The 20,549-nt window shown below is 31.7% G+C and carries 16 protein-coding genes; 6 read left to right on the forward strand and 10 right to left on the reverse strand.

All coding sequences use genetic code 11. From position 1 onward, the window contains the following. Window positions 1-464: 464 nt before the first annotated feature. From ABZP37_RS13180 to ABZP37_RS13200, 5 genes are all read right to left on the reverse strand, one after another. Window positions 465-947, reverse strand: coding sequence for an ABC transporter ATPase (locus ABZP37_RS13180; protein ID WP_366183592.1), 483 nt, complete (start codon window positions 945-947; stop codon window positions 465-467). Window positions 948-1,128: 181 nt separating this feature from the next. After that, entirely contained in the window at window positions 1,129-1,920 is a 792-nt protein-coding gene (locus ABZP37_RS13185) for a (Fe-S)-binding protein (RefSeq protein WP_366183593.1), read from the reverse strand. 71 nt (window positions 1,921-1,991) lie between these two features. Continuing rightward, on the reverse strand, window positions 1,992-3,293 hold the full coding sequence (locus tag ABZP37_RS13190; RefSeq protein WP_366183594.1) for a 4Fe-4S dicluster domain-containing protein: 1,302 nt from the start codon (window positions 3,291-3,293) through the stop codon (window positions 1,992-1,994). Window position 3,294: 1 nt separating this feature from the next. Next, a complete protein-coding gene (locus ABZP37_RS13195; RefSeq protein WP_366183595.1) occupies window positions 3,295-4,263 on the reverse strand; it encodes an MlaD family protein in 969 nt (322 codons plus the stop codon). A gap of 49 nt (window positions 4,264-4,312) precedes the next feature. Beyond that, window positions 4,313-5,473, reverse strand: coding sequence for an N-acetylmuramoyl-L-alanine amidase (locus ABZP37_RS13200; protein ID WP_366183596.1), 1,161 nt, complete (start codon window positions 5,471-5,473; stop codon window positions 4,313-4,315). 135 nt (window positions 5,474-5,608) lie between these two features. Here ABZP37_RS13200 and ABZP37_RS13205 point away from each other — a divergent pair, with 135 nt between their 5' ends. Next, window positions 5,609-8,299 carry a putative LPS assembly protein LptD gene (locus tag ABZP37_RS13205; protein WP_366183597.1) on the forward strand — a complete coding sequence of 897 codons (2,691 nt, stop codon included), beginning with the start codon at window positions 5,609-5,611 and terminating at the stop codon, window positions 8,297-8,299. Between the two features lie 79 nt (window positions 8,300-8,378). Beyond that, window positions 8,379-8,759 (forward strand): RidA family protein, encoded by a 381-nt coding sequence (locus ABZP37_RS13210; RefSeq protein WP_366183598.1) that lies wholly within the window; start codon window positions 8,379-8,381, stop codon window positions 8,757-8,759. Here the strand turns inward: ABZP37_RS13210 and ABZP37_RS13215 are convergent. The 5 genes from ABZP37_RS13215 to ABZP37_RS13235 form a co-directional block, all read right to left on the reverse strand. Continuing rightward, entirely contained in the window at window positions 8,740-9,120 is a 381-nt protein-coding gene (locus tag ABZP37_RS13215; RefSeq protein WP_366183599.1) for a methylglyoxal synthase, read from the reverse strand. The genes ABZP37_RS13210 and ABZP37_RS13215 overlap by 20 nt on opposite strands. Window positions 9,121-9,125: 5 nt before the next feature. Beyond that, window positions 9,126-9,980 (reverse strand): N-acetylglucosamine kinase, encoded by an 855-nt coding sequence (locus tag ABZP37_RS13220; protein WP_366183600.1) that lies wholly within the window; start codon window positions 9,978-9,980, stop codon window positions 9,126-9,128. A 120-nt stretch (window positions 9,981-10,100) separates the two neighbouring features. After that, entirely contained in the window at window positions 10,101-11,105 is a 1,005-nt protein-coding gene (gene gap, locus ABZP37_RS13225) for a type I glyceraldehyde-3-phosphate dehydrogenase (RefSeq protein WP_108741187.1), read from the reverse strand. A gap of 44 nt (window positions 11,106-11,149) precedes the next feature. Then, a complete protein-coding gene (gene pfkA / locus ABZP37_RS13230; RefSeq protein ID WP_366183601.1) occupies window positions 11,150-12,136 on the reverse strand; it encodes a 6-phosphofructokinase in 987 nt (328 codons plus the stop codon). A 233-nt stretch (window positions 12,137-12,369) separates the two neighbouring features. Continuing rightward, entirely contained in the window at window positions 12,370-16,800 is a 4,431-nt protein-coding gene (locus tag ABZP37_RS13235; protein WP_366183602.1) for a translocation/assembly module TamB domain-containing protein, read from the reverse strand. Window positions 16,801-17,010: 210 nt separating this feature from the next. Here ABZP37_RS13235 and tsaD point away from each other — a divergent pair, with 210 nt between their 5' ends. The 4 genes from tsaD (at window position 17,011) to ABZP37_RS13255 (ending at window position 20,547) form a co-directional block, all read left to right on the forward strand. After that, complete coding sequence (gene tsaD, locus ABZP37_RS13240) at window positions 17,011-18,033, forward strand: tRNA (adenosine(37)-N6)-threonylcarbamoyltransferase complex transferase subunit TsaD (RefSeq protein WP_366183603.1); 1,023 nt, start codon at window positions 17,011-17,013, stop codon at window positions 18,031-18,033. Between the two features lie 3 nt (window positions 18,034-18,036). Next, window positions 18,037-18,747, forward strand: a complete 711-nt coding sequence (locus tag ABZP37_RS13245) for a 16S rRNA (uracil(1498)-N(3))-methyltransferase (protein ID WP_366183604.1) — start codon at window positions 18,037-18,039, stop codon at window positions 18,745-18,747. Between the two features lie 5 nt (window positions 18,748-18,752). Further along, window positions 18,753-19,391, forward strand: a complete 639-nt coding sequence (locus ABZP37_RS13250) for a DUF4159 domain-containing protein (RefSeq protein ID WP_366183605.1) — start codon at window positions 18,753-18,755, stop codon at window positions 19,389-19,391. A 64-nt stretch (window positions 19,392-19,455) separates the two neighbouring features. Further along, complete coding sequence (locus tag ABZP37_RS13255) at window positions 19,456-20,547, forward strand: AI-2E family transporter (protein ID WP_366183606.1); 1,092 nt, start codon at window positions 19,456-19,458, stop codon at window positions 20,545-20,547. The last annotated feature ends 2 nt before the right edge of the window (window positions 20,548-20,549 follow it).

Here is a 20,549-nt window from a genome sequence, read left to right on the forward strand (position 1 = left end):
TTTATCCATTTAAAGAATTAACCTACTTCCCATCTTTGTTTGTAAAGAAAAACAATATATTGAGCAGGAAATTCAAAATCATGGGGCAAAACACTAATGTTTTAATTATTTTCATTATCAAAAAAAACAACTTTCCTTATCTTTTCTGGATAATATTTTGAAGTATAAAACCTTCTATTTTTCATATTTAATTCCAATTATTTTATCAACTATTTTAGAATACATTCTTTTAGATTTTGCTCTAAACACAAAAAAAGTCTTAGGTTTTGTGGTTCATAAAAAGTCGCTCCTAATCAACGTATGCACGGTCAAAAAAATAATAAGCAGACCGTTCACAATCTATAACTCCACCAATTACAGGTGTTTAATTTTTTACATCAAAACTAGTGATCACATATAGCAACTTAACTTAAAACAGAAAAAGAGGCTTTTCGGCCTCTTTTATACTTTATATACTGTTACTATTAAAAGAAACGACTATGCCAACTGTCCATTGCTTCCACTTCCCAAGATTCATTGAATTCTTGAACATTATTGATCAGGTTATTGAAGACAATCGTATTTTCGGTAACTGATTTGTCTTTAACCATTTTCTTAAAATCAATTAATGGTTTATGTGCAATGTGTTCCCCTTGCTTGAAGGTTACGTTCATTTTGTCTAACAAGTCAACGTTGTATTTTTTCTCTAAGCTTTGAATAAATACTACTGAGGAATCAATAGAACAACCAGTTGCAGCTTGTACTTCTGGATTCACTGCTAATATGATGAATCTATTGTATTTTAATTGGTACGAAGATTCTAAACTAGTTCCGTGAGCAGCCCAACCTTCTAGAAATGCTAGCAAATCTGTTTCTATATCCGCCATCTCTGCATCCGAAAACTTTCTATTGGATTGGTAAATCCAAATTCTAGATTCTTCGGGTAAATTTTCAAAAGGTACGTACATGGTATTTCTCTATTATTTATTACTCATCTCATAATTCAAAATTATTTGATGAATGGATTTAGATTTATTTTAGATTTATGATTATCGAATGGAGATTCCTGATTTAGAAAGACTCATCATTCTATTAACTAGCTAGTTAAAGTGAAACTTCTTCAATAATGATTCTGTACTGATAACTAAATTACAAATCCTGTGCATTGGCAATCAACTCAGCAATATCCATCACTTTTACATCACCTTCTTTTTCTTTATTCTTTATTCCGTCTGTCATCATGGTGTTGCAAAAAGGACAACCTGTGGCTATGATTTCTGGAGTAGTTTCTAAGGCGTCTTCGGTTCTTAACACATTCACCTCTTTGTCTCCAGGTTCTGCATCTTTGAACATTTGAGCACCACCTGCACCACAGCATAATCCATTGGCTCGAGAACGTTTCATTTCGACCAATTCAGAATCTAACTTTTGAATTAAATCTCTTGGTGCTTCATATACTTTATTAGCTCTTCCTAAATAGCAAGGGTCGTGAAAAGTAATTCGTTTTCCTTTGAACTGTCCTCCTTCGATGGTTAATCTTCCATCGTCTAATAATGATTTTAAGAACTCTGTATGATGTACTACTTCGTATTGACCACCGAGTTCAGGATATTCATTTTTCAAAGTATTAAAACAATGCGGACAAGCCGTCACTATTTTTTTAGCTTCATAAGCATTTAAAACTTCAATGTTCATCATTGCTTGCATTTGGAACAAAAACTCATTCCCTGCTCTTTTTGCTGGATCTCCAGTACAACTTTCTTCTGTACCCAAAACCGCAAAAGGAACATTGGCACGATTTAGAATTCGAACAAACGCTTTGGTTATTTTTTTGGCTCTATCATCAAAACTACCTGCGCAACCTACCCAAAACAAAACCTCTGGTTGTTTTCCTTGAGCTAGCATTTCTGCCATTGTGGGTACTATTAAAACTTCTGACATTGTTTTTTGTTTAATCGGTTAATCGGTTAAACGTTTAACCGATTAACCGATTAAACATTTAAACTTTTCAACTATATTTCGTTCTTCCAATTCAATCGATCTTGTTGATTGTATTGCCAAGGAGCACCGTTATTTTCAACATTGGTCATCATTGCATTCAATGGCATAGGAGCCGCGCTTTGTTCCATTACTAAATAACGACGCATATCTATGATAATTGACAATGGACTAATACTTATTGGACATTCTTCCACACAAGCATTACATGAGGTACACGCCCATAATTCCTCAGGAGTGATGTAATCGTTTAATAAGGATTTATTATCCGGAATAAAAAGGCCTTTGTTGGTATCAATATTCTTCCCTACTTCTTCCAAACGGTCTCTAGTGTCCATCATAATTTTACGAGGAGACAACTTTTTCCCTGTTTGATTTGCAGGACAAACGGAAGTACATCTTCCACATTCGGTACAAGTATAAGCGTTTAATAATTGTACCCAATTCAAATCTTGCACATCGCTGGCTCCAAATTTAACATGAACATCTCCTTCTGGAGGTGTTGCATATGGATCAGCATTAGGGTCCATCATTAGCTTAACTTCCTTGGTTACGGCTTCTAGGTTATCCAATTGCCCTAACGGATTCAAATCTGCAAAATAGGTATTAGGAAATGCTAATAAAATATGAAGATGTTTTGAAAAATATAAATAATTCAAGAAAATTAGTATTCCAGAAATGTGCAACCACCATGCTGTTCTTTCGATTAGATGAAGAGAATTATCAGAAATACCAGTAAAGATTGGCGCTATAAATTGTGAAATTACATTTCCAGAGTTACTCAATTGAAAATGAACATCGGTGGCATTCATCACTAAGAAAAGTGTCATCAAGACCATTTCAAAATAAAGAATATAATTGGCATCATTTTTAGGAAAACCTTTTAGATCAGGATTGATAAAACGTTTTAGTTTGATAACATTTCTTCTAATCCAAAAGACAGTCACTGCTACTAAAACAAGAAAAGCTAATATTTCAAAAGATCCGATTAAAACACCATAGAGAGTTCCTAAAGAAGAAAAGATTCTATGTGTTCCAAATAATCCATCAATGATTATTTCTAACAATTCGATATTGATAATAACAAAACCTACATAAACAATGATGTGAAGGATTCCCGCAATAGGTCTTTTGACCATTTTTGACTGACCTAAAGCAATCATTGCCATGTTTTTCCAACGAATATTAGAATTATCGGTACGGTCAACAGCTTTACCTAGATTGATATTTCGGCTTATTTTTTTTATATTGATAAAAAAATAACCAAAACCAAGCACGAGTAATACCGCAAAAATTATATTATCTAAATAGTTCATACTATTCGTTTTTATTAATGGAAAGAGTATCTTTTACAGGAGCTTTATAAGGTTTATTCTTTTTTCCAAAAAGAGAAACATTTACATATCGAGTAGGGTTTAACCTTAGATCTTGTAAAAGCAATTCTAACTCTTTGGACGATTTAGAGAAATTCGTGTATAAAGCTTCATCTTTAAACAATTTACCCATGGTCCCTTTTCCTGATTCTAAACCAGTCATTATACCATTAACTTTTCCTAATGTTGAATTTAAACTTTTAATGGTTTTACCAATATTAGCCTTATTGATTGAATCGGAAATTTTAGAAAAATCGTCGGAAATTTTATTAAAGTTTGTTACCATTCCTTTAATTTGACCTTTATTATCATCTAAAATAGTATTCACGTTAGCAGAAGCTTTGTGAAATTGTTCCATAGTTTCACTTAATTCAGCTAAACTTTTCTTCAAGTCATCCTGTCCTTTTTTGTCTAAAACATTATTAAGTCCCGAAATTAATTGATCTGCATTAATTAACAATTTCTCAATTTTAACTTGTAGCGGAACTAATTGATCGCCAATTTTTTGTGTAAGACCTAATCGAACGTTCCCATTGAATTTGTCACCAGACTCTGCTAAAATTTTATCTTCAAAATTTGGCTCAATAGCAATTTGCTTTCCTCCTATAAATCCGGGTTCATATATAACTGCTGAACTTGATTTAGATATAGGGAAATCGGTTTTAACCTGAAATTCTACTAACAATTTCCCTGTAATAGGATTGATAGAAATTTTATTTATTTTTCCGATCACTAGTCCATTCAAAGTAATAGGTGCTGACTTTGCTAAGCCTTCTACATTTTCATATTCTACATAGAAAGTCTTGTAACTAGTAAACAGATCTCTCCCTTTTAAGAAACTGTATCCCCAAATAAATAATAAAATAGATGCAATTACTAAGATTGCCGTTTTAATCTCTCTTGTTAATTTCAAAATGTATGAATTTTGTACAAATTTAATATAAAATATTCAGAACCTAACTTTATTTAATAGCTTCTTGAACACTAACTTTTTTACCTCCTACAAAAGCAGTTATAAATGCAAACTCATAACCCTTTGACTTAGCCTCATCTAATAATTTTTTAGCCTCATTATAATCTTTAGTATCCCCATACATATAACGGTATAAACTATCTTCATAATTCACTGAAATTTCATTTAAGCCTTTAAAATTTTTGGCAATTAAAGGAATTTTTTTACTTATCGCTGAGATTTGAACTTTAAAAACAGTATCGGCAGAAGATTGATTTACTCCAGCATTTGATTTAACGCCTTCTATAATTCTTGTTACTGGACTGGTGGTATCTTTTGCTACAGGTTTGTTCACCACCTTAGGAGCCGATTTCAGCGTTTCTACAGGCTCCGAACCATTACCATAATATTCATTTTTATACCTAATAATTGCATTAGTAATAGACCTTGCAATTTCTCTTTGTCCGTTTTCAGAATCTAAATACACCCCTTCAGAAGGATTCGAAATAAAACCCGTTTCAATTAAAACCCTAGGCATATAAGCCTTATGAAGAACCATAAATGGGGCTTGCTTCACTCCTCCTCCTCGTATTATCTTTCCGATTTTATCAAATTCATCTTCTATTTTACTTGCCAAAGAAATACTATTTTCTAAATATTCTTCTTGCATCAACATCATCCCAATCATAGTTTCAGGAGAATTAGGGTCAAATCCCTCATATTTTCTCTTATAATCTTTCTCTAAAGTAATAACAGAGTTTTCCTTTTTAGCCACTTCCATGTTTGAACTAATTTTATTCATACCCATTACATAGGTCTCAGTTCCAAGAGCAGCTGTGTTTTTGTTAGCATTACAATGAATAGAAACAAATATGCTAGCATTTTCTCTATTGGCAATATTAGCTCTTTCGACTAAATCAATAAAAACATCCGTTTTTCTGGTATAATTAACATTGATTCTTGGATATGCCTCAAGCATTTCTCCAACTTTAAGGACAATTGCTAAAGCAACATTTTTCTCTACACGTCCACTATAAACAGCCCCAAAATCATGACCACCATGGCCTGCATCTAATGTCACTTTAAAGATATTAGATTGACTATAAGCTGATAATGATGAAACTATTACAAGAAATGTAAAAATTACTTTAATTTTATTCAAAACGTTCATAAATTATAAAGTTAATTTAATTAAAAAGCTATCGTTATAATTTGGGCAATTGATTATTTTTGGAAAAAAATAATATGTAAGTTTGCCACTTCAAATAGCGAGCCATAATTTTTTACAAAAATAGTATTTAAACCTTTGCAGACAAACTTATTTAATATCGTTTTATTATCATTTATCCTTACACTTGGATATAATAATTTATACTCTCAAGATTTGCCAAAAAAGCCAAGGGCTATTCCTATTATAAAACAAGCAGATACTGTACCAAAAACTACTATTAAAGACAAATCAGTAATAACTAAAGTTTCTGATACCCTAAAAAAAAGGGATACTATCAAAACACAAAAACCTTTTTTAGACGGAATTGTAAAATACAAAGCCAATAAATACGCTAAAATTGATCAGAAAAAAAAATTGATCACCCTTTACGATCAAGCTGAACTTTACTATCAAGATATAGAACTGAAATCGGGCATCATCGTTTTAAACTATGAAAAAAATGAAGTTTATGCTGGTAGAATTAAAGACTCAACGGGTAAATTTACACAATATCCTAATTTCAAACAGGGCGAAAATGTTATTGAACCTGACTCCATTCGCTTTAACTTTAAATCAAAAAAGGCTTTAATTTGGAATTCAAGAACGGAACAAGGAGAATTTAAAGTAAAAGCTAGTATTACCAAAAAAGAAAATGATTCGGTTTATTTTCTAAAAGGCGCTCGATTTACCACTTCAACTAACGTGGATAACCCTGAATATTACTTCCAAACCAGTAAAGTGAAATTTATACCTGGAAAAAAAGTAATTACTGGGATGACACATATGGTTATTGCCAATGTTCCTACGCCAATAGCATTTCCCTTTGCTTATTTCCCAATGAGCAAAGAAACTAATGTTTCAGGAGTAATACTACCTAGTTACAACGACTCTAATACCCGAGGTTTTTCATTGCAAAATGGAGGATATTATTTTGCGTTAAGCGATAACTATGACTTAACTGCTATTGGAGACTACTATACTAATGGTAGTTATGGATTGCGATTTGAGTCTGCTTATGCCAAGCGCTACCAATTTAGAGGGAATTTCAATTTTAGATATGAAAATTTAATTTCTAGCGAAAGAGGTTATCCAGATTATTCAAAACAAAAAATTTACAACATTCAATGGTCTCACTCTAGAGATACAAAAGCAAATCCTAATTCTAGCTTTTCTGCCTCAGTCAACCTTGGTAGTAGTAAATATTTTAACCAATCTATCAATCAATCTAATATTGGCTCTAGACTAAACAACACTTTAAGTTCATCTGTTTCGTACTCAAAAACATTCAACAGTGTTCCTGAGGTTAGAATGTCTCTTACAGCAACACATTCACAAAACACACAGACAGAAACTATAGATATGACATTACCTACACTACAATTAAGTGTAGATAGAATCTATCCGTTTGCGGGTAAAAATGACACTAAAAAAGGGTTTATCAAGAATATCAACCTGCAATACAATTTGAACGGAAAAAATAGTTTTACCACTACTGATTCTTTATTTTTTAAACCACAAATGTTTGACAATGCTAAAATAGGAGCACAACACAGTATCCCTCTTAGTACAAACTTTAAGTTATTCAAATATTTCAGTGCTTCCACTTCTGCAAATTATGAAGAAGTTTGGTATGCCAAAACAATCAAAAAAAGTTATGACACTGACCAAAGTGCAGTTGTTAGCGAGCTTCAAAATGGTTTTGATGCCTATAGAACCTACTCCTTTTCATCAAGCTTAGGGACTACAATTTATGGTACTTTTAATTTTGGTGAAGATAAAAAAATAAAATCGCTAAGACACGTCATGCGTCCTTCACTTTCCTATAGTTATACTCCTAGTTTTGAAAAATACTATGATACCTACGCAACAGATGCTACCGGGACTACCGCACAATATTCAAGATTTGAAGACGGTATATATGGCGCTCCTGGACTCACAAAATCAAGCAATCTAGGTTTCAGTTTAAGCAACACTTTTGAAGCCAAAGTAACAGACAGAGATAGCACTAAAACTGAAGCTAAAAAGATAATGTTACTTAATAATCTAAATTTATCTACCAGTTACGACTTAAATGCAGATGGAGTAACTAGTTTAGCTTGGTCTCCTGTAAGAGTTAGCGGTGGAACGCAATTATTTAAAGATAAAATGATTGTTAATTTTGGTACTACACTTGACCCCTACGCTATTGACAATTCAGGAAATAGAATTAACACTTTTAATATTGATAACGGTGGTAGTTTATTCAGAATGACAAGTGCTAATATGACTATCAATTATTCGCTTTCTAGTAAGGATAGCGATAAGAATGACAAAGAAAAGGATTCTCAAACTCAAAGAAATGGTGGAAGGGAGGATGATCTTTTTGGTTCAGCTTCTGACCTTGGCAATAACAAAAAGAGTCTTTTTGATGGTAGTGAAGAAAAAGGTGAGGATGTCGTGTCTGAATTTTTTAAATCTAAAATACCATGGGACATGACTTTTGCCTATTCCTTAACTTATAGCAATACGAATCGAGAAAAAACGTTTTCTGGAAATTCATTAATGATTTCTGCTAATACTGATTTGACACCAAAGTGGAAAATTGGAATTTCTACAGGTTATGATTTTGTTCAAAAAGGAGTTACCTACACACAATTACGCTTAGAGAGAGACTTGTCGAGCTGGAGAATGAGTGTTAACTGGACACCATTTGGAACTAATGCTAATTGGAATTTCTTTATTGGAATAAAATCAGGAATCCTTAGCGACATTAAGTGGGACAAGAATAGTACTACTACAACACGTTAATAAATATATTTTTTTATCTTTAACACACTATTTTAGTAAAAAAAATGATTGCCATTTATTTCTTAAAAATACTTTCATTATGAAAACAATAATTTTCACAGCAGAAGCTCCTGCACCAATTGGACCTTATAGTCAAGGCATATTACATAATGATACTTTGTACATTTCAGGTCAAATTGCCATTAACCCAGAAACTGGTGATATAACTACCAATAGTATAGAAGTAGAAACCATACAAGTAATGGAGAACTTAAAAGCGATACTTAAAGCTGCAAATATGACCTTTGAAAATGTTGTAAAAGCTACTATTTTCATCACTAATATGAATGATTTTGGGAGCATCAATACAGTATACGGTTCTTATCTAAATGAAAAAACCGCTCCAGCTCGTGAAACGGTTCAAGTGGCAGGTTTGCCAAAAAATGTAAATGTTGAAATTTCTATGATTGCAATGCTATAGTAATTGCATTCAATAACAACTGTGCCGAAGCTTCATTGGTTGCAATAGGCACATTGTGCACATCACATACTCTAAGCAACATATTGATATCTACTTCGTGTGCATGACTTGCTAAAGGGTCTTTAAAAAACAAAACCATTTTAGTTTTTCCCTCCGCTACTCTTGCGGCAATTTGAGCATCCCCACCCAATGGCCCAGAGAGCATTTTTTTAACTTTAAAACCAGCTTTTTCAGCCTTACCACCAGTAGTCCCTGTAGCGATGATTCTAATTTTCTCCGTTTGTAAAATTTTAATATTTTTATTCAAAAACTGAACCATATCTACTTTTTTACCATCGTGTGCTATTATTGCTATTTCCATAAAAATTATTTATTTTCAGAATGATGTGCGATTAAACCATCTATTGGTCTTCTTAGTACATTCCCTAATTGAAGTCCGTATTTATCAAAAGTAATTTGTAATTCTTCTCTCAAATAGTAGGCAATAGAACCTACGAAATGAACGGGAACTTCTTTGCAATTATCGTACTGTTTTACATAATTTTTCACAAAAGATTTCATTCCTTTGAAAATAATTTTTTTACAAAACTCGGTGTCTTTATGCTGAATTAAGAATTTAGCAAATGTCGCCATATAAGCATTAGGGTTTGGTTCTTTGTATAATTTTGCCTTTAAAAAATCTGGCTCTAAATTATATTCTTTTTCAAATTCAACCGCTAATTCTTTAGGCATTTTATTGAAATAATATTTACGTATTAATTCTTTTCCAAAAACATTACCACTACAATCATCCATGATAATATAGCCTAAAGACTGTACTTTTTGATGTAATATTTTACCATCAAAATAACTACAATTAGATCCAGTACCAAGGATACATACTATTGCTTTCTCATCTTTAGGAGTCGTTGCATATACTGCTGCATAGGTATCTTCTTCAACTACAACTGTGGTAGCATTAGAAAAATATTCCTTGAAAATTGTTGAAAGTGAACTTTTCATTCTATCTGTTCCACAACCAGCTCCATAAAAATACAAATGTGTTGCTTTATCTTTATTTTGCTCAATATCAAAACGATCATTAATACGTTCAATTATGACTTCCTTACTTAGTACCTCTGGATTCAAACCTAAAGTTTGTGTGGTAAATAAAACTTTACCTTCATCATCAATCGCAATCCAATCTGCTTTGGTTGAACCACTATCCACTAATAATCTCATGCGTTTTGGTTTTTTATGGTTATTATATTTTTATGAAAGATAATTTATTTATTGAATATAAAAAAATCCCGTTAATTGTTAAAAAAACGGGATTTTTATTATAAAATTTCAATCAATTGATTATTTTAAACCTGTAATATGTACAGATAAATCAATTAATTTACTAGAGTATCCATACTCATTATCATACCAAGAGATGATTTTGAAAAAAGTAGAATTCAATCCAATTCCTGCATTAGCATCAATAATAGAAGTTCTTGAATCACCAACAAAATCTTGAGAAACAACTAAATCTTCAGTAAATCCTAAAACACCTTTCATTGTAGTTTCAGAAGCTTTTTTCAATGTAGCCATGATTTCTTCGTAAGAAGTTTCTTTTGCTACTTTTACCGTTAAATCTACTGCAGAAACGTCTGTTGTAGGAACACGGAAAGCCATACCAGTTAATTTTCCATTCAACTCAGGAATTACTTTTCCAACAGCTTTTGCAGCTCCTGTAGAAGATGGGATAATGTTACAAGATGCAGCACGTCCACCTCTCCAGTCTTTTCTAGAAGGACCATCAGTAGTCATTTGAGTAGAAGTCGTAGCATGAACTGTAGTCATTAACGCTTCAACAATTCCAAAATTATCATTGATAACTTTAGCTAAAGGAGCTAAACAGTTTGTAGTACAAGATGCATTAGAAACGATCAAATCAGAAGCTTTAGCTTCCGTATGGTTTACTCCCATTACAAACATTGGAGCATCAGCAGAAGGAGCAGAAATGATTACTTTTTTAGCACCACCTTTGATGTGCTCATTTGCAGTTTCAACAGTTGTGAAGAAACCAGTACATTCAGCAACAACATCAACATCAACTTCATTCCATTTTAAGTCAGCAGGGTTTCTTTCTGCAGTAATACGGATGTTTTTTCCGTTTACAAAAAGTTGTCCTTCTTTAACTTCAACAGTTCCATTAAAACGACCGTGAACTGAATCATATTTTAATAAGTAAGCTAAGTGATCAACATCTAATAAATCGTTGATTGCTACAACCTCTACATTATCTCTATTAAAAGACTCTCTAAATACAATTCTACCAATTCTACCGAATCCGTTTATTCCTAATTTTACTTTTGACATTTCTTCTTTATTTAATTATTATTGTTTATTTTTTTTCTTATGTATTATGTTGACATAATATCTGAAACGCGTAATAATTCAATATCAATTTCTGATTTTGATTTAATAGCTTGTTCCAATGGTGTCAACTCCACTTTATTATTTTGTAAACCTACCATGTAGTTTGATTTACCTTCCATTAAAGACTCTACAGCCTTCACACCTAAACGGCTCGCCAAAACTCTGTCAAAACATGAAGGAGAACCTCCTCTTTGCATGTGACCTAAAACAGATACTCTTACATCATATTCAGGCAAATTAGCCTCAACATAATCTTTTAGTTCAAAAACCGTTTTACCAATTTTATCCCCTTCAGCAATTACAACAATACTAGATGATTTACCTGATGCTTTACTCTTTTTCAAAGACTCTAAAAGTCTATCTAAACCTAATTTTTCTTCAGGAATCAATATTTCTTCAGCTCCAGCTCCAATTCCTGCATTTAATGCAATATGACCAGCATCTCTACCCATAACCTCTACAAAGAATAGACGGTTGTGAGAAATAGCGGTATCTCTAATTTTATCAATACATTCTACAACAGTATTTAAAGCAGTATCATAACCAAGTGTATGACTTGTACCAAAAATATCGTTATCAATTGTTCCTGGAATTCCAATTATTGGAAAATTATACTCTGAATTAAAAAGTAATCCTCCTGTAAAGGTTCCGTCTCCTCCAATTACTACCAAAGCATCAATACCAGCTTTTAGCAATTGTTCGTGTGCTTTTTTACGACCTTCTGTTGTTCTAAATTCAGTTGAACGTGCTGATTTTAAAATAGTACCTCCTTTATTCACAATATTATTTACTGAACGTGGACCCATTTCGGCAAAATCACCTTCAATCATTCCTTGGTAACCTCTATAAATACCTACACACTCAATTTTATGATAAGCACAAGTTCTAACAACAGAACGAATAGCAGCATTCATTCCAGGTGAATCACCACCTGAAGTCAAAACTCCTATTTTATTAATCTTATTTGACATTGTTTTTAGTTTAAGTCGTAAATTTAAGAAACATATCGCACTTTTCAACCTTATGAAATACTAAATTACTCAACCTCAGTAAATTCAAACGTTTTCGTTAATAAGTTTTCAAAAAAACAAAAAAAAATCAGTTTAACTAACATAAATCTATTTTTTTCATGTTTAACTAACAATTAATCATAATTTGAAAATTTTTAAATAAAAACAACAATCCTGAATTTTCTATCTACAACTTATTCTTCATCAGGTACAATTGCCTCCCTATTGGGTTTTGATTCTACTGGTTTTGGTTCTTTTTGTTTAGAAAAATTAATGTATTCAGGTGCTAAATTTGAATCTTGAAACTGGTCAATGTATTGAATTGTTGAATTTGACTTTTGATTTTTAAATATTTTATTTACCAATTCTCGGAACGTATCAAAATCCACCTCATAAGAAACCCCTAATCCTTGCGTATAACCAATACCTTGTCCTATATAGTTAACATCATTTTCACGATTAAAGATTCGTAAGTTTAAAGTACCGTCATCATTGACTCTGTATTGTACTTCTAAGTCACCTACAACTGCTGATTCATTGATTCCTCCAAATGGAACCCCTACTTTACCATTAATAGTAAATCTTTCATTTATTTTTGAAGAAATAGTAGCTACTACTCTACCATCAGTTTCTTGACCAATACGTTTGTCAGCTGATACATAATTAAAACCAACTTTAAATTTATCATCATCAGTTCTTATAATCCCTCCTAACAAACTAGAAGCCGTTTCAAACAAACTTCCTGAAAAATCAGATTGATTCACTCCTTCTGAACTTAAAAAACCTCCTGAAGATAGTAAATACAACGCTTGAGTTTGTCTAACATCCTTATCATATAACTTATATTGAATTTCAGATTTCAACACATTACTAACGGTAGGGAACTCAATATTAAAATCAGGTTCGGGACTAGCTAAATCTCCCTTAATACCAATAATCACATTCACGGGTACTTTTCTATTAAAAGAAGAATTTTCTAAAAGTACCGCCGGATTCGCAATGGTTTTATATACGGCTTCTAAATTCAACTGAGCACGCATTGGATTTCCTTCCCAAGAAATAGATCCTCCTTTTTTTACATCAAATTTCTTATCAATAAGACCTCCATATTTGAAATTATAAGAACCTTCATAGGCTTGAAAATTCCCCCACATATTGAATTTCCCTAAAGTATTAATTTTGAATAATAACGACCCGTACCCCTTACCTTTCATTCCGTGTCCTGAATTTCGGTCTAAAATCACTTCTACTTCTGCATCAGGTGTTATATCTAAATCAAACTCTAACTCTAATCCTTTATAATTTCTAGAATTATCTAAAATCCCTTTCTTGATATTACTTTTTTCTTTTGCACTTAAAAAATGTAATAGACTATTATCACCAAGGCTTTCTGCTTGATTTATTGGGATTTTCAAAGCAGACCCCTTCTCTGACTTAGCTTCCACTTTTATAAACAAACCGTTTGTAGGTCCTGTAATACTAGCATTTCCGTCAATAAATGCAGTTCCATAATATGCTGCATCTTCACTATCTTGAGTATCTAGAACTAACAATCGTTTGGAATTGATAGCTAAATCTAATTTCCAATCCATAAATTTATCATGCTGAATACTTCCTCTCAATACTCCTTTAGTACCAAATTTAGAATCTGTGAGTATATTATTTCTTAACAGGAAGCTCTCGTCTAATAAGTCCACTATAGAACCCTCCGCCAATTTATAATCAACATTTAAGTATGGAATTGTTAGTCCTGCTCCATCTACAAAAAGTCGTCCACTAATTTTAGGCTGATTAACCGTTCCTCCTATATGTGAATTCCCTGAAACAAATCCTCTTATATTTGATAAAACACTACCTCCAAGGGAACTTAAAATTCCTAGATTAAATTTATCCAATTTTAAATCCAAATCTAAGGCCGCTTCTTTACCTACAATTGTAAAATTTCCTTTTGCGTTGAACGATTCTAGATTTTTATTCTCCAAATAGGAATCAATTGAAAATTTTTCCAGGTTTTGGTCTCCTTCAATTTCAAACTTTAAAACCCCTAAATCAGTTTCGTTAATATTCAAATGATCTATTACCAATGCGGCTGTAGGTTTATATACCGTATTATTTTGAAAAAAATTAACTTCTCCATTTAAATTTCCCTTAAAAACAAACTTATCATCAGCAGGAGTAATCTTAAACAAATCAACATCTTTAAAACTCAATTTTAAATCTTTGTTGGTTTTACCGCCTGTTTTTCCTTTTAGAATAATTTCCTGATTTTCATGTGATAAAATAATATTATTGATAGAAAAATTCTTCAATAGCTTATCAAAGACAATTTGATTATCTGCTGTCTCTTTTTCGTTCAAAAACCATAGATTGTCTTTAATTTTTAATTCAGATTTGCTAATCCCTACAACATTTTCATTTTCCTTATTGATAGTATGGTATAAATTCAAATTGAAATAATCTTCTCCTTTTGACCCTCCTTTAAACTCTGACCTAAAAAACAAGGTATCTTTATTGGTCACGTTTATCAAACTAAAATCGCGTATTTTATAATATTTAGTTTTAATACTATCTAATTCTAAATAAGCATTATACAAAGGATTTTTGTTATCTATTGCAATTCTAATATTATCAAATGTATTATCATCCGCAACAATCTTAGGTGAATTAAAATTAAGTTTAAATTCCTGAGAATCTGATTTAATACTCCCCTTAATAACCGTATTTGATCCAATCGTTATATTTGGATAAAATATTTCGATGATTTTATTATATACTGAAAAATTAAATTTTAAAAATTGTCCCTTATTAACTGGCTCCGGTTTAAAGTTGGTGTACAAGCTACCGATCGAGTTCCTAACTAAAACCCCTAACTCACTAAATTTAAACCTCCCTACAATTTCACCTTCAACAATGTCCGGAGAATTTAAGGTAATTGTTCTAATTTTACCTGCATCAAAATTAGAATTGATTGAAAAGTCATTGAACGTATAAATATCTTTTTCATTCTGATAAGAGGTGTTTTTAAAATATACATTTCCCTGTAAATTTTCAATCGTATTACCATCAACTTGAACAATAACATCCCCTTTAAAATTAGAAATAGTATCATTTACAAAATTCAATTTATGAAAATCAGCATTTCTAACATCTATATGAAAGTCATATTTACTGTCTTTTTTACTTAAATCGACCAAACCATCAAAATCCATATTTAGATTAGGATCGTCAACATTTACTTTACCTCTATAATAGGGGGGCTTAAAATTACCATTTACGGCTATATTTCTATAGTTATACTTATTATAATAAATCTTAGAAACTACTCCTTTTACACCCGTATCTAAATATTTTTTGGTAAAACCAACGCCTTCAATCTCTACATCCATGGTCACTTTACCTAAATCTTTCTCATCAAGAAAAATCCCTAAGTCAAAATCTTTGGTCACTACATTTCCATTGTATGAAGCTTTATCTATAAAGTCAATTTGATTGATACTCAAGTCTGACTTCACATCTCCGATGTCTGTAATCATTGAAAAATCAGCGTCCAAATCGGTGGCGCTCCACTGGATATTACCTTTAATATTGAAGTTTCCAATTCTTTTTAATTCAATAGGTAGTTTTTTTCCTAAAACATTCGGAATCAATTGAACTAAATTGTCATAGGAAGAAGATAATTTACTAAGATTAGCATCCATCAAAAAGCGTTGATGCTGTTTCCCCCAAATATTTTTGAAATTGATTGCTCCAAATAACCTTGTATTCTTAGAGTCGTATAAACTCAAATTATTCAAGGTCAAGTTATTCAAGGTTCCTTTTACTTTTGTCGCCAAATTAAAAGACAAATCTTTACCTAAATCATTGTAAAAAGGTCGAATGTCATTTGACGAAACTAATGACGGATATATTGTACCTTCAAATTTTACTTTGTCGTTGAAATCTGCAAAATCAGTAATTTTATAACTCAGTACGATATCTGCTTTAATCATGGACTCTTTGGTTTTGATGTCCAAATTCTTGAGTACTATTTGCTTTTTGGTATAACTAAATTTTGTATTTAATTCAGACACATATACTCCACGATGATCCAAAAACGACATTTTTTTTATTACGGAAGTAACTTCTGGCCCGTATAACTTGAAGTTTATTAATAGGGCATTTAACTTGGTAAAATCAACATCTTTGGGAGCTACTCTATTTTCGTCGCTCAAAATAAAATGACTATTTACAATTGTTGCAACATCAGCCTCAAAAAGAGTATGTTTTCCTGTAGAAGGTTTTCCGTCATCAAAAGATTTTATAAATACATCAATATTAGTATCGTCTTCGTTCTTATAGGTTTTTAAATTAAATAATAGGTTTTCTAATCTGATATCACCAAACATCAAATCACCATCTAATAACTTTTTGACATCTAAAATATTTGTATTAAGGATTTCACTGTAAATCAAAGTATCTTTATGATGGTCTCTAATTAAAACCTCTCTCAATTTAACACCTCCAAAAATATTTATTTTAGCGGTCCCCACATTGATATCAACCCCAAAATCATTATTTAAGTTCTGGGTAACATAATGTGCAATTTTAGTTTGAACGAAAGAAGTTGAAAGAGCAATTCCTAACAATAGTAAGAGGAGAATTAACCCAATAATTAAACTTAAAAATATTTTAATGTACTTTTTGATCTTCTTGATTTTTAATTTTTTCTAAAAACAGGATATTGCACAAAGAAAGAGTCTTTCCTTTCGCAAAAATTCTTTAATTTTGGCTGCGCCGTAAAATTAAAGAATTTAAAATTCGGTTTGTCAAATATAATTCAAAATTTGTGCCTTTTTATGCAAAATCCCGAGGTTTTTATTCTTGCCATCGAAAGTTCCTGTGATGATACTGCTGCCGCTGTTTTAAATAACGATAAAGTATTGTCAAATGTTGTTGCTAATCAGCTAATTCATTCACAATATGGAGGTGTAGTACCTGAACTAGCTTCGAGAGCACACCAACAAAATATTGTTCCCGTAATTGATGCCGCTCTTAAAAAAGCCAATATTCAAAAAGAACAACTCAGTGCCATTGCTTTTACCCAAGGTCCAGGACTTATGGGTTCACTACTCGTGGGGAGTTCTTTTGCGAAGTCAATGGCTAGTGCATTAAACATCCCTTTGATTGCCGTAAATCATATGCATGCACATATTTTAGCCCATTTTATTGATGAAGAAGGCTATGACAAACCAGAATTTCCGTTTTTAGCCTTAACCATTAGTGGTGGACATACTCAAATTGTGAGAGTTGAAGGTTTTTTTGATATGACCATAATTGGCGAAACAACTGATGATGCGGTTGGAGAAGCATTTGATAAAACTGCAAAAATATTAGGACTTCCCTATCCTGGTGGTCCATTAGTTGATAAAAATGCACAATTAGGAAATCCAATAGCTTTTAAGTTTACCAAGCCTAAAGTTCCGGGATTGGATTTTAGTTTTTCTGGTCTCAAAACGGCTATTTTGTATTTTATCCAAAAGAAAAAACTTGAGAACGAAAATTTCATTGACGAAAACATCAATGATATTTGTGCTTCGGTTCAACATACTATCATCGAGATTTTGATGGACAAACTAAAATTAGCTGTCAAAGAAACTGGCATCAATAAAATAGCAATTGGCGGCGGCGTTTCTGCTAATTCAGGTATTAGAAAAACGCTAAAAGAAGGCGAACAAAAATACGGGTGGAAAACCTATATCCCCAAATTTGAATACACCACAGATAATGCTGCAATGATAGGAATTGTAGGTTATCAAAAATATTTAACACAACAATTTGAAACCGCTACAGTTGTTTCAAAAGCACGAATCCAATTTTAAGCTATGCAATTATTTTACAATATTGACCTAAACGAATCTACAGAAAGCTTTTCTTTTGACAAAGAAGAAAGCAGGCACATCATTAAAGTATTGCGGAAAAAAGATGGTGATATACTACACGTTACCAATGGATTAGGACTTTTATTTGAAACTAAAATTAATTTGGCCTCCGATAATAAATGTACGGTTGATATTTTATCTTTCACAAAAAAAGAACCTTCTAAATATCATTTGCATTTGGCAGTAGCCCCTACCAAAATGAACGATCGATTTGAATGGTTTTTGGAAAAAGCAACTGAAATAGGTATTCATGAAATTACACCAATTATTTGTGATCGTTCTGAAAGAAAAGTGATCAATCAAGATCGTTATGAGAAAATAATCTTATCGGCTTTAAAACAAGCTAACGAGCTTTATTTACCCAAATTAAACCCTGCCATTTCATTTAAAGATTTTGTTGGTCAAACAGAAAAAAAAGGCCTTCAATTAATTGCTCATTGCGAAGAAACGGATAAAAAAACACTTAAATCTATTTTGAAACCAAATGAAGATGTCACCATGCTGATAGGACCTGAGGGAGATTTTTCAGATAAAGAAATCCAACTAGCATTAGAGAATAACTTCCAAGCCGTATCTTTGGGAAATACTAGATTACGAACTGAAACAGCTGCAATGGTAGCCTGTCATAGTATTGCTTTTTTTAATGAGAATTAAATCAGATGAAAAAAATCTATTTCGTTTTTCTTTTTCTGTCCTTGAACATTTTTGCTCAAGAAATTGCCTTATTGAAATATAGTGGCGGTGGTGATTGGTATGCAAATCCCACTTCATTGCCTAATTTAATTCAATTTTGCAACACCAACATTAACACCACTTTAAAAACAAAACCAGCAACTGTAGAACCAGGAAGCCCCAATCTTTTTACGTACCCATTTATTCATTTGACAGGTCATGGAAATGTGGTTTTTAGTGATGCCGAAGTAAAAAACCTTCAGGATTACTTAAACTCTGGTGGTTTTTTACACATTGACGATAATTATGGTTTAGACCAATATATTCGAAAAGAAATCAAAAAATTGTTTCCTAATACAGCCTTAATAGAAATTCCGGCAACGCATTTAATTTTTCAAAAGCCGTATGCTTTTCCGAATGGTTTACCTAAAATTCACGAACATGATGGCAAACGACCACAAGCTTTTGGAATATTTGTAAAAAGTAGATTAGTCTTACTATACACTTATGAGTGCGACTTAGGAGATGGTTGGGAAAATCCCGAAGTCAATAATGACCCACTTTCCGTTCGAGAAAAAGCGTTGAAAATGGGTGCCAATATTATACATTATATATTCAACAACTAGACTAGACTAATTTAATTTTTAGTCGGTTTTTAAACTACATTTGAATCCATATCTATCCCTTTTTATGATTACATCTAAAATAATTGCAAACGGAATTTTGAAAGCTATTGCTTTTTTAATCATCACATGTTTAGTACTTTTCTTTTTGTACCAAATTCAGACCGTCATTCTCTATCTTGTAATTTCGTTAATCCTTTGTTTAATAGCCAATCCCTTTGTTTCTTTCTTAAAAAAAAGACTGAAATTTAATAATACCATGGCGACTGTTGCAACACTTATATTATTCATTTCATTACTTATAGGTTTTGTCCTTTTATTTGTACCACTAATCATATCACAAGCAGAAAATTTATCCTTATTGGATACTAATTTACTCCAAAATCAATTTATTGTTATCGAAAAAAACATAGAGAATTATTTCAATATCAATCACATCAATTTAGAAGAACTATTGAAAGAATCAAACTTATCTTCTAAAATCAACTATAACTATTTTACAGATTTCATCAATTCAATCTTAAACCTCATTGCTAGTTTTGGAATGGGATTAGCGTCCGTTTTTTTTATCACTTTTTTCTTCCTGAAAGACCAATTACTATTTAAAGAAAAAGCTAAAATGATTCTTCCTGATGAGAATGAAGATAAAATCTTAAATTCTATCGAAAAGACTAACCAACTATTAACACGTTATTTTATTGGTTTATTGATCCAATTGACAGCTGTATTTGTCATGTATTTGATTGTTCTTTTAATCTTTAATTCAAAAAATGCTTTTATCATTGCGTTTTTATGTGCCTTACTAAATATCATACCTTATATAGGACCAATCATAGGAACTGTTTTAGCTGCTATTCTAACTTTAATTGGCGGAATAGGGACTGATTTTAGAACTGAAATGCTTCCTACGACGATTTATATTGTTATTGGTTTTTTAATCGTTCAAGTGATTGATAACAACATCAACCAACCGATTATTTTCTCAAAAAGTGTCAAATCTCATCCTTTAGAAATTTTCTTAGTAATCCTTATTAGTGGAATTACATTTGGTGTTTTTGGAATGGTAGTGGCAATTCCTATTTATACAATATTGAAAGTAGTATTGAAAGAATTCTTTCCTAAGAATAAAATAGTCTCTGTTTTAACCGAAAATATTTAGCT

The sequence above is a fragment of the Flavobacterium ovatum genome (assembly GCF_040703125.1).
Lineage (GTDB): Bacteria > Bacteroidota > Bacteroidia > Flavobacteriales > Flavobacteriaceae > Flavobacterium > Flavobacterium ovatum.

Bases quoted from the DNA above. Each gene is read 5' to 3' on its own strand.
- ABZP37_RS13185 (WP_366183593.1), bottom strand. From the start codon at position 1,920: ATGTCAGAAGTTTTAATAGTACCCACAATGGCAGAAATGCTAGCTCAA.
- ABZP37_RS13255 (WP_366183606.1), top strand. From the start codon at position 19,456: ATGATTACATCTAAAATAATTGCAAACGGAATTTTGAAAGCTATTGCT.
- ABZP37_RS13220 (WP_366183600.1), bottom strand. From the start codon at position 9,980: ATGAGATTATTAGTGGATAGTGGTTCAACCAAAGCAGATTGGATTGCG.
- ABZP37_RS13190 (WP_366183594.1), bottom strand. From the start codon at position 3,293: ATGAACTATTTAGATAATATAATTTTTGCGGTATTACTCGTGCTTGGT.
- tsaD (WP_366183603.1), top strand. From the start codon at position 17,011: ATGCAAAATCCCGAGGTTTTTATTCTTGCCATCGAAAGTTCCTGTGAT.
- ABZP37_RS13245 (WP_366183604.1), top strand. From the start codon at position 18,037: ATGCAATTATTTTACAATATTGACCTAAACGAATCTACAGAAAGCTTT.
- ABZP37_RS13200 (WP_366183596.1), bottom strand. From the start codon at position 5,473: ATGAACGTTTTGAATAAAATTAAAGTAATTTTTACATTTCTTGTAATA.
- ABZP37_RS13210 (WP_366183598.1), top strand. From the start codon at position 8,379: ATGAAAACAATAATTTTCACAGCAGAAGCTCCTGCACCAATTGGACCT.
- pfkA (WP_366183601.1), bottom strand. From the start codon at position 12,136: ATGTCAAATAAGATTAATAAAATAGGAGTTTTGACTTCAGGTGGTGAT.
- gap (WP_108741187.1), bottom strand. From the start codon at position 11,105: ATGTCAAAAGTAAAATTAGGAATAAACGGATTCGGTAGAATTGGTAGA.
- ABZP37_RS13250 (WP_366183605.1), top strand. From the start codon at position 18,753: ATGAAAAAAATCTATTTCGTTTTTCTTTTTCTGTCCTTGAACATTTTT.
- ABZP37_RS13180 (WP_366183592.1), bottom strand. From the start codon at position 947: ATGTACGTACCTTTTGAAAATTTACCCGAAGAATCTAGAATTTGGATT.
- ABZP37_RS13215 (WP_366183599.1), bottom strand. From the start codon at position 9,120: ATGGAAATAGCAATAATAGCACACGATGGTAAAAAAGTAGATATGGTT.